This is a genomic window from Shimia aestuarii (assembly GCF_022814865.1).
Lineage (GTDB): Bacteria > Pseudomonadota > Alphaproteobacteria > Rhodobacterales > Rhodobacteraceae > Shimia > Shimia aestuarii_A.
In genome coordinates this window covers 234,534-251,292 of sequence record NZ_JAKVRD010000004.1, presented here as the reverse complement: position 1 = coordinate 251,292, position 16,759 = coordinate 234,534, and the positions used below count along the sequence as shown (strand labels likewise).

General features: G+C 61.8%; 16 protein-coding genes. 7 read left to right on the top strand and 9 right to left on the bottom strand.

What is annotated here, in order from left to right; genetic code table 11:
- Positions 1-100 precede the first annotated feature (100 nt).
- Genes MK745_RS06495 through MK745_RS06485 form a run of 3 tightly spaced genes read left to right on the top strand, consistent with a single transcriptional unit; the run spans position 101 to position 2,566 of the window.
- The gene (locus tag MK745_RS06495; protein ID WP_243612471.1) at positions 101-1,195 is read left to right on the top strand and encodes a M24 family metallopeptidase; all 1,095 of its coding nucleotides are present in this window, start codon (positions 101-103) and stop codon (positions 1,193-1,195) included.
- A 56-nt stretch (positions 1,196-1,251) separates the two neighbouring features.
- Positions 1,252-1,836, top strand: coding sequence for a DedA family protein (locus MK745_RS06490; protein ID WP_243612463.1), 585 nt, complete (start codon positions 1,252-1,254; stop codon positions 1,834-1,836).
- A gap of 37 nt (positions 1,837-1,873) precedes the next feature.
- Positions 1,874-2,566, top strand: coding sequence for a M48 family metalloprotease (locus MK745_RS06485; protein ID WP_243612462.1), 693 nt, complete (start codon positions 1,874-1,876; stop codon positions 2,564-2,566).
- A 22-nt stretch (positions 2,567-2,588) separates the two neighbouring features.
- On the opposite strand, the gene MK745_RS06480 is transcribed toward MK745_RS06485, so the two are convergent.
- From MK745_RS06480 to MK745_RS06460, 5 genes are all read right to left on the bottom strand, one after another.
- Positions 2,589-3,134 (bottom strand): RSP_2648 family PIN domain-containing protein, encoded by a 546-nt coding sequence (locus MK745_RS06480; RefSeq protein ID WP_347813645.1) that lies wholly within the window; start codon positions 3,132-3,134, stop codon positions 2,589-2,591.
- Complete coding sequence (locus tag MK745_RS06475) at positions 3,131-4,327, bottom strand: RSP_2647 family RNA methyltransferase (RefSeq protein ID WP_243612461.1); 1,197 nt, start codon at positions 4,325-4,327, stop codon at positions 3,131-3,133. Before MK745_RS06475 ends, MK745_RS06480 begins: the two co-directional genes overlap by 4 nt.
- A 47-nt stretch (positions 4,328-4,374) precedes the next feature.
- Positions 4,375-5,034 (bottom strand): DUF6778 family protein, encoded by a 660-nt coding sequence (locus tag MK745_RS06470; protein ID WP_243612460.1) that lies wholly within the window; start codon positions 5,032-5,034, stop codon positions 4,375-4,377.
- Between the two features lie 210 nt (positions 5,035-5,244).
- Positions 5,245-5,514 carry a hypothetical protein gene (locus MK745_RS06465; protein WP_243612459.1) on the bottom strand — a complete coding sequence of 90 codons (270 nt, stop codon included), beginning with the start codon at positions 5,512-5,514 and terminating at the stop codon, positions 5,245-5,247.
- 1 nt (position 5,515) lies between these two features.
- Positions 5,516-8,311, bottom strand: coding sequence for a glutamine-synthetase adenylyltransferase (locus tag MK745_RS06460; protein ID WP_243612458.1), 2,796 nt, complete (start codon positions 8,309-8,311; stop codon positions 5,516-5,518).
- Positions 8,312-8,430: 119 nt separating this feature from the next.
- Here MK745_RS06460 and MK745_RS06455 point away from each other — a divergent pair, with 119 nt between their 5' ends.
- The 4 genes from MK745_RS06455 to MK745_RS06440 all read left to right on the top strand — a co-directional run bounded on the left by MK745_RS06455 (position 8,431) and on the right by MK745_RS06440 (position 10,933).
- Complete coding sequence (locus tag MK745_RS06455) at positions 8,431-8,898, top strand: YbaK/EbsC family protein (protein WP_243612457.1); 468 nt, start codon at positions 8,431-8,433, stop codon at positions 8,896-8,898.
- Between the two features lie 156 nt (positions 8,899-9,054).
- Positions 9,055-9,483, top strand: coding sequence for a DUF2852 domain-containing protein (locus tag MK745_RS06450; RefSeq protein ID WP_243612456.1), 429 nt, complete (start codon positions 9,055-9,057; stop codon positions 9,481-9,483).
- Positions 9,484-9,599: 116 nt separating this feature from the next.
- A complete protein-coding gene (locus MK745_RS06445) occupies positions 9,600-10,049 on the top strand; it encodes an RDD family protein (RefSeq protein ID WP_243612455.1) in 450 nt (149 codons plus the stop codon).
- Positions 10,050-10,111: 62 nt separating this feature from the next.
- Positions 10,112-10,933 carry an arginyltransferase gene (locus MK745_RS06440; protein WP_243612454.1) on the top strand — a complete coding sequence of 274 codons (822 nt, stop codon included), beginning with the start codon at positions 10,112-10,114 and terminating at the stop codon, positions 10,931-10,933.
- Between the two features lie 14 nt (positions 10,934-10,947).
- Here MK745_RS06440 and MK745_RS06435 read toward each other — a convergent pair whose 3' ends face one another.
- The 4 genes from MK745_RS06435 to MK745_RS06420 all read right to left on the bottom strand — a co-directional run bounded on the left by MK745_RS06435 (position 10,948) and on the right by MK745_RS06420 (position 16,726).
- Positions 10,948-12,108 carry a winged helix-turn-helix domain-containing protein gene (locus MK745_RS06435; RefSeq protein ID WP_243612453.1) on the bottom strand — a complete coding sequence of 387 codons (1,161 nt, stop codon included), beginning with the start codon at positions 12,106-12,108 and terminating at the stop codon, positions 10,948-10,950.
- 147 nt (positions 12,109-12,255) lie between these two features.
- Positions 12,256-14,610, bottom strand: a complete 2,355-nt coding sequence (locus tag MK745_RS06430; RefSeq protein WP_243612452.1) for a TRAP transporter large permease — start codon at positions 14,608-14,610, stop codon at positions 12,256-12,258.
- A gap of 16 nt (positions 14,611-14,626) precedes the next feature.
- Positions 14,627-15,541: a TRAP transporter small permease subunit gene (locus MK745_RS06425; protein ID WP_243612451.1), complete on the bottom strand. Its 915-nt coding sequence runs from the start codon at positions 15,539-15,541 to the stop codon at positions 14,627-14,629.
- Between the two features lie 102 nt (positions 15,542-15,643).
- A complete protein-coding gene (locus tag MK745_RS06420; protein ID WP_243612450.1) occupies positions 15,644-16,726 on the bottom strand; it encodes a TRAP transporter substrate-binding protein in 1,083 nt (360 codons plus the stop codon).
- Between the last annotated feature and the right edge of the window lie 33 nt (positions 16,727-16,759).

Here is a 16,759-nt window from a genome sequence, read left to right as displayed (position 1 = left end):
TTCAATACGAAACGACCCCACAGTGCTCTGGGCTATCGCCCACCGGCCCCCGAAACCATCATCCAGATGGACCAAAGGCCGATCATGCACTAACAATCAAATTGGACCACTCAAGTGGGGCGGATCAGGCCTCCTCCTCTTCGCGCCTGAAAGCCACTATTGGCTGACCGGATATGACACGTTCGGCTTTGCCATGTTCCAATGTATATTGCTGACGGCCTCGGGCGAGACCCACCTCCTGACTCGCCGCCCCGACCGCCTTCAGGCGCTTCAGACAAGCACGTTGAGCGAGGACCAAATCCATATCTGGACTGATTACGAAGGCACCGATCCGATTGCCGATTTCGCCCGTCTGATTGCCTCTCTTGGGCTGGATGCGTCCCACCTTGGCTACGAGTCGAAAACCGCAGGGCTCAATGATTACTGGGGGTTACGCCTCCATGCCGCCCTTCCGGGCCTGACGGATTGCTCTGATCTGATGCCCGCCCTGCGCCGCCTCAAATCCCCGGCAGAGGTCGAGATGCACCGCCGCGCCGCAGCCCTCTCCGATGACGCGCTCGATGCCGCGCTCGAGACCACCCGCGCCGGCGCCTTCGAAGGCGATATCCTCGCCGCCATGCAGGGCGCGGTGTTCCGGGGCGGCGGCGATTACGCGGGCAACGAGTTCATCCTCGGCTCCGGTGCAGGCGCACTTCTCTGCCGTTCCGCCTCTGGTCGCCGCCACCTCGATCCACAGGACCAGATGACCATCGAATGGTCCGGCGCCTACGCCCGCTACCACGCCGCCATGATGCAGACCCTCATCACCGGCGACGCCTCCCCCGCCCACCGCCGCATGCACGCCGCCGCTTCTGAGGCCCTCACCGCCTGCGAAGCCGCCATCCGCCCCGGCGCCCCCATGGGCGACGTCTATGAGGCCCATGCGCAGACCTTCGACGCGCATGGTCTCTCGCACGCGCGGCTAAGCGCCTGTGGCTATGGCATGGGCGCGGTCTATGCGCCGATCTGGGTCGACTTTCCGATGTTCTACGAAGGCAACCCACTGATCATGCAGGAAAATCAGGTCTTCTTCCTGCATATGATCCTGATGGATGATGAAAGCGGCCATGCCATGTGCCTCGGCCATTCTGTGCTCAATACGGCGCAGGGCGCCGAACGCTTGTCGCGCCACGCACCGGCCCTGTTCGAACTCTGACACACCCCTGTCACGCACCTCGGGCATGACCGCCTCATGTGTGCGAGGACCGACATGTGACAGACCTTCTGGCATCCTATGGCCTGCCGCTTCTGGCCCTCGTGACCTTTGCCGCAAGCCTCGCCCTGCCGATCCCGGCCTTCCTCGCCCTATTGAGCGCCGGGGCGCTTGTGGCCTCCGGGCATCTCGCCCCGATCCCTGCCTTCTGCGCTGCGTTTCTAGGCGCGGCGCTTGGGGATCAATGCGGCTATCATTTCGGCCACCATATCGCTCCCGCCCTGCACCGAGCCATGACCCGCCATCCGCACACAGGCCGACTGCTCGCGCGCGCGGAACGTCTGTTGTCGGATCACGGTGGCCTTGGTGTTTTCCTGAGCCGCTGGCTCCTCGCCCCCCTCGGCCCCTATATCAACCTGCTCTCAGGTACCGCAAAGCTGTCTTGGTTCCGCTTTACCCTATGGGCGATGACCGGCAAGGCGCTTTGGATCGGGCTCTATTGCGGTCTCGGTTACGGCTTTGCCCAAAGCCTGCCCCGCGTCGCCACAGTCGCCCGTCAGACCAGCACCGCGCTCTTGTTCCTCGCCCTGATCGCCCTCGCCGCGCTCCTGCTGCATCGCCAACAGAGCAAACGCCGCCGCTGACCTTGCCGAACCGTCCCGCGCAGGCCATATCAGACCCATGCTACGCCTGACCCCGATCCTCCTCGCCCTGCTTTACGGGTTGCTGCTCTACCGCTTCTCGGTCTGGCGTACCTCGCGCGAGCTTGACGCACGCTCGACCGAGCTTGCAGATCCGACTCTCGTGCCCCTGATCCGGGACATGGCCAAGGCGCTCGACCTGCCCCGCATCCGCGTCCATATCTATGAAATCGAGCCGGTGAACGGCCTTGCCGCCCCGGATGGGCGCATCTTCCTCACGCGCGGCTTTTACAACCGCTACCGCGCGGGCGAGGTCTCGGCAGAGGAACTCGCCTCGGTGATCGCGCACGAACTGGGTCACGTCGCCTTGGGCCATTCCCGCCGCCGGATGATCGACTTCTCCGGCCAGAACGCCATCCGCACCGCGCTCACAATGGTCATCGGGCGCTTCCTGCCCGGCATCGGCCCCTGGCTCGTCAACATGGCGATGTCGCTTCTCGCCGCCCGTCTCTCGCGCGCTGATGAATACGAGGCCGACGCCTATGCCGCGGCCCTCCTTGCCAAATCCGGCATCGGCACCGCGGCGCAGAAGTCCCTGTTTCACAAGCTCGAAGACCTAACCCAATCGCGCGGCGGAGCAACGCCAGCCTGGCTCATGAGCCATCCAAAAACCGAAGAGCGCATCAAGGCCATCGAAGCACTCGAGGCGAAATGGGGCCTCGCCCCGGAATAAGCCATTCCGAAAAGCCTTGTCCCTACGCCGTCAAAGCTTTCGCCAACCTCGGCAAACGCGCCTTCTTGAGCAGGCGTCGCATGTCCCAACGTTCCCCCGAGAGCCGCTCGGCCTCCTGCCGCACGGTTTCTGCAACCTCAGCAACCGCCTCCGGCGCCCGCTCCCACACCCCACGCAAGAGCGTATCGGGATCGACCCGTTCAAGCCCCTCTTCGGCAAGGATATGGCGCGGAAAGTCCTTGGCATTCATCGTGACAATCGCATCCGCCGACCCGGAAATCGCCGCCGCCAAAACATGCGTGTCCGCCGCATCCGGCAGATAGAGCCGATCCTCGAGCGACGGCTTCCACGTCACCTCGGCCTTGGGCCATGCCGCGCGCACAAGGGCGATCTCACCGCGTGCCTGCGCCTCGCCCGTGGGCCCGATCTTACGCGCCGCGCGCGCCCATTCCTCGAGGATGCGCTCGGACCAAAGCGGCTCATACGCGCCGGTTTTCGCCACCCCAAGCAGGATTTCCCGCATCACTGTCGGGTAGATCACGCAGGTATCGAGAAGAAGCCGCTTCACAGCCGGAAAAACAGCGACTTGAGATAGCCGCTCTCGGCGAGTTGCGGCATCAGCGGATGATCCGGCCCGGCATACCCTGTATGAATCAACTGGCCCTGCCGCCCGGCGCGCCCGATACCGCGCACGCAGGCCCCGCGAAACTTCGCCACATCCGCCGCATGGGAACAGGAACACAGGCCAAGATAGCCCCCCTCTGCCACCAACGGCGCCGCAAGCCGCGCCACCCGCTCATAGGCGCGCAGCCCCTTTTCCAACGCGGGTTTCGACGGTGCAAAGGCGGGCGGATCACAGATCACCACGTCGAATTCCGCACCTTCCTCTGCCAAGGCGCTCAACACATCAAAGGCATCGCCCTTGCGGGTCTCGAACCGATCGCCAAAACCCGAGGCCTTGGCCCCCGCCTCGGCCAGTTCAAGCGCCGGTGCCGAGCCATCAACCGAAAGCGCCGAGGCCGCCCCGCCTGCCAGCGCGGCGAGCGCGAAGCCCCCCACATGGGAAAACACGTCGAGCACGCGCGCCCCCGCGCAAAGCCCGGCGGCAAAGCCATGATTGGGCCGTTGATCGTAAAAAAGCCCGGTCTTCTGCCCGCCCATCAGGTCGGCCATATAGGTCGCGCCGTTCATCACAACAGGCACCGGAGCCTCCGGCGCACGGCCAACCATCACCCGGCTGTCCTCATCAAGCCCTTCAAGGCTACGCGCCCGCCCAGACCCGTTCTTGAGCACCGTCGTGACGCCCGTGACCTCGACCAGCGCCGCAACCATTTCATCAAGCAACACCTCGGACCAGGCCGCGTTCGGCTGGATCACGGCAACATCGCCAAAACGATCCACGACGACCCCGGGAAGACCATCGGCCTCGGCATGGATCAGGCGGTAGAACGGCGTCTCATAGAGCCGTTCTCGCAGCGCAAGCGCGCGGGCGAATTTTTCGGCAAGCCACGCCCCGTCAATCTCGCACGTCACATCCCGCTCGAGCATCCGCCCGGCGATCCGCGACTCTGCGTTGAACGCGATCAGGCCAAGCGGGCTGCGCTCGTTGTCTTCGAGACAGGCGATGCTGCCCGGCGCAATTTTCTTGGCGCGGCGGTCAAGCACGAGTTCGTTGTCATAGATCCAAGGAAACCCGTGGCGGATCGCACGGGCATTGGCCTTGGGTTTCAGGCGGACAATAGGAAAAGAGGACGGCGTCATGCCGTCCTCCTAATCCTTTCCTGCGCGTCTGAAAAGCGCCGATTGGCTCAGAGCGGTCTCACCGGGCTCAGCGGCACAACCCGCGCTGTCACGCCGCGCTCGGGCGCAACCCAACCGCTGGCAAGGCTCATCTCGTCGCGCACCACTTTGGCAAGGTGCTGAGTGATGCGGTATTTCTGGGTAAGCCCACGGGCCTCGGCCTGAAGCGCCTTGGAGCCACCATAGCCCACGAGGTCTGCCTTGATCTCACGCGGGCCGCGCACCACGGCGCCGGTCTGCGGGTCACGGATGGTCATGGTGAACTCGATCGAGTGGATACCCCCGACCGAATAGCGGGTCTTCTCGGTGAGCGCGTGGAAGCGGTGCACCTCGATCTCGACAACGACCGGCATCGCACCGTCCAGCGGCTGCGCGCCAAGCTTGATCGCGTCCTCGAAAAGCGCGCCCACCTGCTCATAGCGGTTGCCGTAGGGGTCGCCGCGCCACACGATGTCACCACCGGGATAGTAGCTGTTGGCCTCCGACACTTTGAGCGTCAGCGGCACATTCACATCAAACCCAGCAAGCGCAAAGGACGGGGCCGGTGCGGCCAGTTCTGTCGCGGTCGGATCCAGCGGCGCGTTCCGCGTCGCGGTATCTACCGAGGCACAGGCCGAAAGGCCAAGTCCAAGAGCCATCATCAGGGCGGTCATACGAAGCGTTTTCATCGTCGGTCTCCTTGGGAGCAGAGTCGTTGCTCCTCTTCGAATTCCATCCGAATTTGCTTCTGAAATGCGGCACGATTGGGACAAATTGTGTGCCATTAGAAGGTATTGGCCGGGTTTCTTCGCCCAAATTGTCGCATCTCGGCAAAATGGCCAGCCTCCCTCTCACGCGCCTCAACCCTAAGCTGTGAGTCTGGCACCGGCCCAAGCGTTTTAGTGACGCGGACGGCTACGCCACCCTCCGCGCCGCTTCGGCGCATCCGAGCGCACAAGTCCATCATGCAGGATGGCGGTCATCGGGTGGTCTTCATTGCCGGTCTCGTAATGGTCAAGAAGCGTCCGGATCGCGTCGCGCGGCTTATAACTGCTGTCGAGAGACAAGGCCCAGTCAAGAAAGATCGACCGACATTCCCCTTCGGTGATGCCTTCGATCTTATAGGCCTCGCGAACCAACCCCTTCTTGTCGATCTCTGTCAGATCCATCTTATGCTTCTCCTTCGCCCGCGCCCGTGTCGACGCCAAGCGCCGTGTCGATGATCGCCCCCGCCTCTTCGGCGCGTGCACGCATCGCCTCTGCCAAGGTCTCGAGCGTGTCCTCCCCGGTCTCACGCAACAGGAACGCTGCCCCGCCACGCCCGATATCTTCCGGAGAGATCGGTTTCTCACTCAGAAGCTTCGAGGCGACCTGCACCGTCCAGAACACACCATAGGCCTCTTCGAGGCGCGCGGCCTCAGCGTCCGACAGAAGCCCCACCCGCGCCGCCGATTGCAGCCCATCAAGGACATTCTGCGCCGCGCTCCCCTCAAGCAGCGCGCCCGTTTGCGACACAAGCTCGATCTCTTGCAACCTCCCGCGCCCGATCTTGGCATCCCATGCCCCGCTCGGGGCCTTCGCCGCGGCGATCCGTGCGCGCATGTCCTGCACGTCCTTGCGCACCGCCGCTGCGTCTTTCGCCCGCTTGAGAAGCCCCTCGCGGAACGCCGTGATCTCCTCCATCAACGCCGCCTCTCCCGCCACGGGCCGCGCGCGCGTCAGCGCAAGATGCTCCCATGTCCAGGCCTCGTTCTCCTGATAGCTCTTGAACGAGGTGAGCGAGGTCGCCACTGGCCCCTGTGTCCCCGAGGGGCGCAGACGCATATCGACCTCATAGAGCCGTCCCTGCGCCATTGGCGCCGAAAGCGCGGTCACCATCGCCTGCGTGAGCCGCGCATAATAAACCCGCGCCGCAAGCGGGCGCCGCCCCTCCGACGCTTCAACCCCATCGGCATCATAGATCACGATCAAATCGAGGTCGGACACCGCATTGAGCCGCCGCGCCCCGAGCGAGCCCATGCCAAGCACCATCGCGCCCCGCCCCGGCATCTTGCCGTGTTTCTCGGCGAATTTCTCCGCCACCACCGGCCAGAGCGCCGCGAGGACCACGCCCGCCACATCGGCATATTGCGCCCCGGCCTCGCGGGCACAGATCACGCCGCGCAGGTGATGCACCCCAATGCGGAACCGCCATTCCTTGGCCCATCGACGCGCCGCGTCAAGCTTGCGCTCGTAATCCGCGCCCTCGCGCCCCATCACGTCGCAAAGATCGTCGCGCAGCGCCGCTTCTCCCGGCCAGGCGGCAAAGAAATCCCCGCCGATAACCGCATCGAACACGCCCGAATTGCGCGACAGGTGCCGCGCCAGCGCCGGCGCCGTGCCGACAATATCGACAAGCAGGTCGATCAACTGCGGATTGGCCTCGAAGAGCGAGAAGAGCTGCACCCCCGCAGGTAAGCCACGCAGAAACCCGTCCAGCGCCAGAAGCGCCTGTTCCGGATGCGCGGTCTCGGAAAGCCTCTCAAGCAGGTCCGGCTTCAACCGGTTGAAGATCACCACCGCGCGCTCCGACCGCAGCGCCGGGTAGGCTTTCCAGCGATTGATGATCTCTTCATCCAGCCCGTGATTGACCTCGCCCCGCCCCGCATCCGGCGCAAAGAACCCCTCGGTCAGCTCATGCACCTCTGTCAATCGCGCCTTGAGGTCCTGCCGCAACGCCCCGACATCGCGCCCCATGAGACAAGCGATCCGCTCCATCCCCTCGGGTGACTTCGGCAGGTCATGCGTCTGGGCGTCGTTGATCATCTGCACCCGATGTTCGACCTCGCGATGCGCCCGGTAGTGACGCGCGAGCGTCTGGGCGACGTCCTCCGGCACCCAGCCCTTCTCCGCCAGAAGCCCAAGCGCCGGCACCGTGCGGTTGTCGCGCAGTTCCGGATCGCGCCCGCCCGAAATCAACTGTCGCGTCTGGGTGAAGAACTCGATCTCGCGAATGCCCCCGCGCCCGAGCTTCATGTTGTGCCCCTCAAGCGTGATCTCGCCGCCAAGCCCCTTATGCTCGCGGATACGCAGGCGCATGTCATGCGCGTCTTGGATCGCCGCGAAATCGAGATGCTTGCGCCAGACGAACGGCGTCAGCGCGGTGAGGAACCGCGCCCCCGCCGCAAGATCACCCGCCGAGGGCCGCGCCTTGATATAGGCCGCGCGCTCCCATGTGCGGCCAAGGCTCTCGTAGTAGCGCTCTGCCGCCTCCATCGCGAGGCAAACCGGCGTCACCGACGGATCGGGCCGCAGCCGCAAATCGGTACGAAACACATAGCCCTCGCCCGTGAGATCATTGAGCATCGCCGACATCTTGCGCGTCGCCCGCACGAACGACGCCCGCGCATCATGAAAATCGCCCGGATCAAACCGCGTTTCATCAAACAGGCAGATCAGGTCGATATCCGAGGAATAGTTGAGCTCATAGGCCCCCATTTTCCCCATGGCGAGCGTAACCATGCCGCCCGCCGTGGCCACATCGTCCTCGGTCTGCCCCGGAAGTTTCTTGCGCCGGATCTCGTTGGCAATCGCCGCCTTGAGCGCAAGGTCGCTCGCGAGGTCGGCAAATTCCGTAAGCGTCCCCGTGACCCGCTCCAACTCCCAGACCCCTGCGAGATCGGCCAACGCGGTCAATAGCGCGATGCGTCGCTTGCCCTGCCGCAATGCACTGCCGAGCTGGTCCGCAGCGACCTCTCTCAGATCATCATAGAGCCGAGTCACAGCCGCTTCCGGCGCCTCGAACGCCTCCGGCAGCCAGTCGCGCTCTTTCTCGATCAGGGATTTGAGATAGGGGCTACACCCTGCCGTCCCGTGAAGAAGCTTGGCAAGGTCGCCCTCCATTTCCGGCACGAGGGTCAAGGTATCGTCGCCCCGATCAGGATCGAAGGCGCGCGGCAGGCGGGTGATGCGCGAGAGAAAGTCCATGGCGCGACAATGCGAATCCGCTCCCGCATGGTCAATGACATTGCGCAAGCAAACCCGCTTTACATCTGCTTTTTCCACCGGCCAAATGCCGCAACACTGCCGCCGAAGGAGACAGCCCCATGAGCAAGAGCCTCAAACGTGTCCGCGCCGCGCTCGACGCCGCAGACCTGCCGATCGACATCCACGAGACCGATGGCGCCCGCACCGCCCAGATGGCCGCCGATGCCGTGGGCTGCGCGCTCGACCAGATCGCCAAGTCGATCATCTTCCGGGGCGAAGAGAGTGGCGAGGCGATCCTCTTCCTGACCGCAGGCGGCAATCAGGTCGACGCCGCAAAGGCCAGCGCGCTGGCCGGGGAACCGCTCGGCAAAGCCGACGCCGCACTTGTGCGCGCCCAGACCGGCTTTGCCATTGGCGGTGTCTCACCCATTGGACATCTCAATCCGGTGCGCGCTTTTCTTGATCCTCGCCTCCTCGAATTTGACGTGGTGTGGGCCGCCGCAGGCACGCCAAACCATGTATTCGCCATTGATCCAGCCGCCCTCCCGGCTCTGACCAATGCGCAAAGCGGTGATTTTACCGCCTGAGACATAAGATTTTATTCATATAAAACAATTGCCTGTGCGAAAAATGTAAAAACCTTTCACATTTTCCCTTGCAAAGTGACCATGGCACTCCGATCTATAGTAATGTGAAGACGATTTACATTCCAGTTCACCACCTAGTTCACGGAGATACCGACAATGACACCGACCGCCACCGCCTCTTATTCCTCTCGCCCGATGGGATGGTTCGCGCGGGCCGAAGCTTGGCTTGATGACAAGGGCAAAGGCGCATGGATTGCCGCCATGGTTCTTGGCTTCATCTTCTTCTGGCCCATCGGCCTCGCCCTCGTGTTCTACATCACCTACACCAATCGCTGGAGCAAAAACATGTTTGCAAAGTCCTGCCGCCGTTCCACACACCGTTCGCACATGGGTCACATGGCCCCGACCGGCAACACCGCCTTCGACGCCTACCGCGAGGACACCCTGCGCCGCCTCGAAGAAGAGCAGCAGAACTTCGAATCTTTCCTCGAGCGTCTGCGCGAAGCCAAGGACAAAGCCGAGTTCGACCAGTTCATGGAAGAACGCGCCGCCAAGGCCGCAGCTGAAACCAAGACCGACGCCTGATCTGCGTCCCTCCCTTGCGCCCCGCCCTTCCCTCGGCGGGGCGCAAATGCGACACTCGCACCGATGCAATACCGACGTGATACCGACGCGATACAGATGTGATACGGGACCCAGATATGAGCGACCGCGACTTTACCCTCCCCGACCCTGACATTCAGCCCGAGTTCTATGCCGATGTCCCGACGAAACGCCTCGTCGCTTTCGTCATCGACACCGTGATCTCGATCCTTATTGCCATCGCGGTCCTGCCGTTCACCGCCTTTATCGGCATCTTTTTCTTTGCTTTTCTGGTCTCTAGCGCCGGTTTCGTCTATCGCGTCGTGACCCTCGCCACGGGGTCTGCCACATGGGGTATGCGCCTTGTCTCATTGGAGATGCGCGACCGCGCCGGACAGCGTTTCGACCTCGGCTCGGCCTTCCTGCACACGGTCGGTTTCTACGTCTCCTGCGCCGTCTTCCCGCTGCAACTCATCTCCGTCGTCCTCATGCTCACCACCGCCCGCGCCCAAGGCCTGAGCGATCATGTGATGGGCAGCGTGGCGATCAACCGCCGGGCGCGTTTCTGAAAGGGTTGGCGCGGGCGGGAACGCTTGCTATCGTCGCATAAGACGCCGATCAACGGAGCCCCATGCGCCATACACTTCCCCTCGCGCCCCAGTTCTACGTGACTGCGCCCCAGCCCTGCCCCTATCTCGAGGGGCGTATGGAGCGTAAGCTCTTTACTGCGCTGCAAGGCGATCATGCCGAGACGCTGAACGACTCTCTCTCGCATCAGGGCTTCCGTCGCTCGCAAAACGTCCTCTACCGCCCCTCTTGCAGCGATTGCGCGGCCTGTCTCTCGGCCCGCATCGACGTGTCGAAATTCAGCCCCACCAAAAGCCAGAAGCGCACAATCAAACGCAACGCGCATCTTACGCGCCAAGCGACATCGCCTTGGGCCACGGAAGAACAATTCTCTCTGTTCCGCCGCTATCTCGACACCCGGCACGCCGATGGCGGCATGGCCGATATGGACGTGTTTGAATTTGCTGCAATGATCGAAGAAACCCCGATCCGCAGCCGCGTGATCGAATACACCGACAAGGACGATGACCACCTGATCGGCGTCGCTCTGACGGATGTGCTCAGCGACGGGCTGAGCATGGTCTATTCCTTCTTTGAGCCGAACCTGCCGCGTCAGAGCCTTGGCACCTACCTGATCCTCGACCATATCGAGATCGCGCGCGAAGCGGGCCTGCCGTATGTCTATCTCGGCTACTGGGTGCCCGGCAGTCCGAAGATGGGCTACAAAGCGCGCTTTACCGGGCTTGAGGTCTATTTCGGCGGCCAATGGCAGGCCATCGGAGACCCCGAGCGCTTCGACACCGCGCGCCACCCGCTCTCGACCGATCCGATCGCCGAACAGGTCGCCAATATCTCCCTGCCCGACACGCGCAACCCCGGCAGCTAGCATCACATCAAGCGTCACACAGCCCAAACCACCTCATTCAGCCCCGCCAGCTTGGCCAGCCGGCCCAACTCGGCCTCAAGCTTGGCTGCGCGTTTCGGCGTGTGCAGCCGCTCTGACTCGGTCCAGAAATTGATCAGGGTCAGCGTGCCCTTGGCACGATCCCCCTTGGCCTCGATACGCCCTACGAAACGGTTCCCCTCAAGAAGCGGATAGACGTAATAACCCCATTTGCGCTTCGCGGCGGGCACGAACATCTCGACGGTATATTCAAACCCAAAGAGCCGCGCGAGACGTGCCCGGTCCCGGATCGCCGGATCAAACGGGTTGAGAATGCGCAACCGCGACGTTGGCACCTGGAGCGCCTCGATGCGGGCCTCAATATCCGCGCAGGCCAGCGCCTTGTTCCATGCCCCATCAGCCCCCTGAACCTCGACCTCGACAAGCGCATTCGCAGCGCGCGTGGCCCAGGCTTTGACCTCTGCCGCCGAACACGCCTCCCAAAAACGCTGCACCTCACCGGGCGTGCCAAACCCAATCCGCTCAAGCGCAGCGCCGCACAATTGGTCGATCTGCTCTTCATCGCTGTATATGGGCACGTCCTGCGGAAAGACCCGCTCGGCCAGATCGTAATACTTGGTAAACCCCTCTCGATGCGAGGTCGCCAAATCGCCTGCATACCAGAGGTAGTCGAGCACCATCTTATGCGGTGGGCGTTGCCACATGGCCTTCTCGCCCGCGACCTTGGTCTCGAAGTCACGCGTTGAAAGCGGCCCTTCCTCGGTAATCCGCCGGGTCACTTCCGCAATCAGATCCGCATCCAGATGCTTGCCGAACCAATTCGACCGCCCCACCTCTTCCTTCTTGCGTCGGAACTGGCGTTGCCACATGGGCAGGAACGTCATCGGCAACACCGAGGCATCATGGGTGAAATGCTCAAAAACCTGCCGCTGGTCGCGCAGCAACCTGTCGAGCATCGGTTCACGGTAGTTCTGGTTGCGGCTCCACAAGATATGATGATGCGCGCGAGAAATGACCTGGATCGTGTCGAGCTGCACAAACCCAAGCTGCTCAATCAGGCCCATTGCGTCCAACGGACCCGTGGGCACCTGCGCAAGCCCATGCGACGTCAACCACAAAGCGCGCGCTGTCCGATTGTCGATTCTTAGTCGGGCCAAACCGCAAAACCCCCTCATGTTCCCTATTTGTTTCACATCCCGATGAGAAGGGAAACCCGTTAAAGCGCCTCGCGACACGCCCAACAACCGAAACGCAAAACGGGGGCCGCGTGGCCCCCGTTTCTTGTCTTGCTATGAAGCGCCCCGTTAGTTCGGGATCAGCGCCGGCAGGATCGTCACGATCGAGGGGAAATACCAAAGGATCGCAAGGCCGACGACCTGGATCAGGACGAAGGGAACAATCCCCTTGTAGATATGCCCCGTCGTGACCTCTTTCGGTGCCACACCACGCAAGTAGAACAGCGCAAAGCCAAAGGGCGGTGTCAGGAACGAGGTCTGAAGGTTCACGGCGATCATGATCGTGACCCATTTCGGATCGAAATAGGAACCATAGATCACCGGCCCGACAATCGGGATCACGATGTAGATGATCTCGAGGAAGTCGAGCACAAAGCCAAGCACGAACAGAACCAGCATCACGATGAGGAACGCCGTCGCCGGGTTGTCAAAGGACTTCAGGAACCCTTGGATATAGTGCTCGCCACCAAAGGAGATCACCACAAGGTTCAGAAGCTGCGACCCGATCAGGATGGTAAAGACCATCGACGTAACCTTTGCCGTCTCCCGCACGATGGGCGAAAGAACCTTGCCCCGGAACAGAACCCAGCAGCCATAGATCATGCCGAACATCGCGAAGAGATAGGTGATCTTGGCCACCGCAAAGGCGATCCAGTTCTCGACGGTCACCGTCTCTTGATTGACGCGCAGGTCAAAGTTGACGCCCACGAGGATCATGATGACGATCGCGAAGGTCGACCAGATGATGATCCGGCCCGATTTGTCCTCTTCCTGCAGCTTGCGATAGGCCGCGAGCATGATCGCCCCGCCTGCCCCAAGGGCCGCGGCCGGGGTCGGGTTGGTGATCCCGCCAAGGATCGAGCCAAGCACCGCCACGATCAGGACGAGCGGCGGGAAGACCACCCGCAGAAGCTCGTTCTGTCCCAACAGCCCCGCCGCATAGCGACATCCATAAAGCGTGAGCAGGATTGGCACTGCAAGGAAGACAAGCGTCATCCCCGGTGTCGTCTCCGGCGTGATGATGAGCGCATCCACGATCAGCGCCAGAAGAATGCCCCCGGCCCCGATCATAAGCGGACGGGTGTCTTGCGACGGCCCCACACCACGCGCAGTGGTGAGCACGAAGGCCAGAAGCAGGAAGCCGGTCGCAATACCCGAACCAATCGGTGCGGCATTGTCGAGCTTCGCTTGATACGCCGTGGCGATTTCTTCATCGGAAAGCTGGTGCGATTCCTGCACGCCGCCCGCCGCGTCGATCTCTGCCTGTTCGGCGACGGCCTGATCCCAAGCCGCCTGACCATGCAGTTCGATCATCGCCGCTTTACACTGGTCATCAACCTTGGTGCGCAGGCTCGCGGTCTGACCCGCGTCCGAGTAGCTGTCGACGATAACGTTCTGACTGCCGATCAGATTGACATTGCTCAGCCCGATCATCCCCACCACGAGAAGCGCCGGTACACCAAGGAACCAGACAAGACCGTGATTGCGGCCAATCGGCTCGCTGTTGGAGGCGCCAAGTTCAACCGCCGGAGCGTTCTTGGGGTTCAATAGCGCATAACCGAAGGCATAGAGCGCATAAAGCACGGCAAGCATGATCCCCGGCAAAAGCGCCGCCTGAAAAAGCGTGCCGACCGAGACAACCGCCGGTTCCCCGAGATAGGTCAGAGCGTCGGAACACCCGGCAACCTGTGCGCGCTGTTCCTGTGCTGCGGAATAAAGGTCACCCGCCAGCGTGCCAAGAAGCACGATCACAATCGACGGCGGAATGATCTGCCCAAGCGTCCCCGAGGCCGCGATGACCCCGGTGGCAAGTTTCGGCGAGTAGCCGTTCTTGAGCATGGTCGGCAGGGACAAAAGCCCCATGGTCACCACGGTCGCGCCGACGATCCCCGTCGAGGCCGCAAGGAACGCGCCCACCACGACCACCGAAACGGCAAGACCGCCCGGCAGCGGTCCGAAGACTCGCGCCATCGTCGTCAGAAGTTCGTTGGCGATCTTCGAGCGTTCAAGCGTGATCCCCATCAGGACAAACATCAGAACCGCCAGAAGCGTCTCGATCGACGCGCCTGCGAGAACACGTTCGTTCATCCGGTTGACGATAAACGACAGGTTCCGATCCATCGCCTGTTCCCAGCCACCCGGGAAGACCGGCTCGCCGATGCGTGGCAAATCCGGGTATCGGAAGATCGAAACCGTATCCGGCCGCACGCCTTGCGCGATCAGGTCGGAATACATGGCCGATCCGGTATCGATGGCCTGATGGATCAGGATGCCTGCGCTATCGAGCGCGGCAATGATACCGAAAGAAATGACCCCGGCGCCGCCGATGGCAAAGGCCACCGGAAAGCCCGAGAGAATGCCCCCGAAGAGGCAGAGAAAGACGATAATCAGGCCGATTTCGACCCCATCAAGTCCGAAAAGCATGTGTTCTGCCCCTTACTTAGTGCGTGCCTTCATAGGCTTCTTCACCCTCGCCGAGCGTATCGCGGTCGAGGTATTTGCCTTCGCTGTCCATGCCTTCCTTCCACTCGAGATACGAGCGGTAGAAGAAGGCAATTGCATGCAGGAAGACGAGGCCCGCAAAGGCCACGAGAAGAACCTTGAAGAGGAAATAGGCGTTGAACCCGTTGGGCGAGAAACCGATCGTTTCCACGTTCCACTTGAGAATGCGCGCCTTCTTCATCAAAAGCTCGACCTTATCCGAGGCCGAGACCTTGGGCGTCACGAGGTGGCGCCACATGAAGAACCAACCGTACATCCACGTCAGAACCGCCGCAGGCATCATGAAGATGAGCGAGCCGAACATGTCGATGACCTTCTTGGTGCGGTAGGACACGGCCGAATAGACCAGATCGACCCGCACATGTCCGCCCTGCACAAACGTGTAGGTCGCGCACATCGTCACGATCATCGCGTTATAAAGCTTGAGCTCTTCCGCCCACCAACTGACATCATGGGTCAGGAAATCCACGTTCCAGATGAGCGAGATTTCGGCGACGGTAAAGATCCGTTGCATGAAGACGATGACGATCTGCTGCAGGACCATGATAAGCCCGGCCCAAGCAAAGAAACGTCCGATGGTGTTGGCCATGCCCTCAAGCACGCGCACACAGCCCCACAAGAAGGACCGGCGCCAAAAGCCAACCGCTGTCACGATCAGGAAGATCGTAAAGACAACAAAGAAAAACTCGGTCGAGCCGCCGTAGTAGACAAAGCGCATGAGCGCCTGCTTGTCCTCAACGGTCTCAAGACCCCCCATCCACGAAAGCCATTGTCCCGGATGCGTGAGTGCGTATCCGAAATTCACGAAGGCTTGTGCAATATTGGTGAAGAACCAGACGATTGCGTCCAGCATGATCCCCCCATCCCCTTATGATTTACATGAGGCGCGCTGTCGCGACTTTCTGAAAAGGCCCCCCGAAATCTCGGGGGGCCTCTTCTATTTTCGCGGTTTGGCTTAGCCCAGAACGCGGTCGCGCTGTGCGCGGTAGGCGCTTTCGGACTTCTGAATCCAACCCGAGGAAGACTTCATCGACGCTGCAAAGCTGTCGTAGATCTTCTTGTAGAGCTCGTCGCCCATGTTCTCTTCGTGGACTTCCATCGACGCCTTGCCGAATGCATCCCAAACCGAGTCGGGGAATTCGAGCGTCTTGACGCCAGCCGACTGGAGACGCTGAAGCGCGGCACCGTTGTTGTTGAGGAACTGTGCAAGGTTCCACTGGTGGGTTTCCGAAGCAGCGATCTCAACGATCTTCTGGTGTGCCGGCGAAAGGCTGTTGAAGACTTCGCGGTTGGTGGCAACCGAAAGACCTGCGCCCGGCTCGTGGAAACCAGCGGTGTAGTAGAACTTGGTGATTTCCTGGAAACCGGCTTTTTCGTCTGCCCAGGGGCCGATCCACTCGGTGCCGTCGATGGCGCCGGATGCGAGGGCCTGGTACACTTCTGCGCCCGGAAGGTTCTGAACCGATGCGCCAAGCTTGCCGAGGGCTTTACCGCCGAGACCCGGCATACGGAACTTAAGACCGTTAAAGTCTTCCGGACCGTTGATTTCTTTGGCGTACCAACCACCAGCCTGTGCGCCGGTGTTGCCGCCGAGGAACGATTTCAGGCCAAAGATTTCGCCCAGCTCGTCATGCAGCGCCATACCGTCGCCATGGTAGTACCAGTTGGCAAGTTCTTGTGCGGTCATGCCGAACGGAACTGCGGTAAAGAAGGCATAGCCCGGGTGCTGACCCACAAAGTAGTAGTCTGCGCCGTGGTACATGTCGGCCTGACCTGCGGTCACGGCGTCGAACACTTCGAACGCGCCGACGAGTTCGCCAGCCGCTTTAACTTCAACGGTCAGCTGACCGTCGGACATGGCGGTGATGCTGTCAGCGGTGCGCTGCGCGGCATCGAACACACCTGCGAGGCCGCGGCCCCAGGTGGTGACCATGGTCAGCGTGCGCTTGCCTTGTGCATAGGCCGGTGCCGCCAGAGTGGTGGCTGCAGCAGCTGCGCCGCCCATAGCCGAAGTCTTAAGAAAAGAACGACGATCCATTGAGTGATTCCTCCCAGAATATTGTTACAGCCC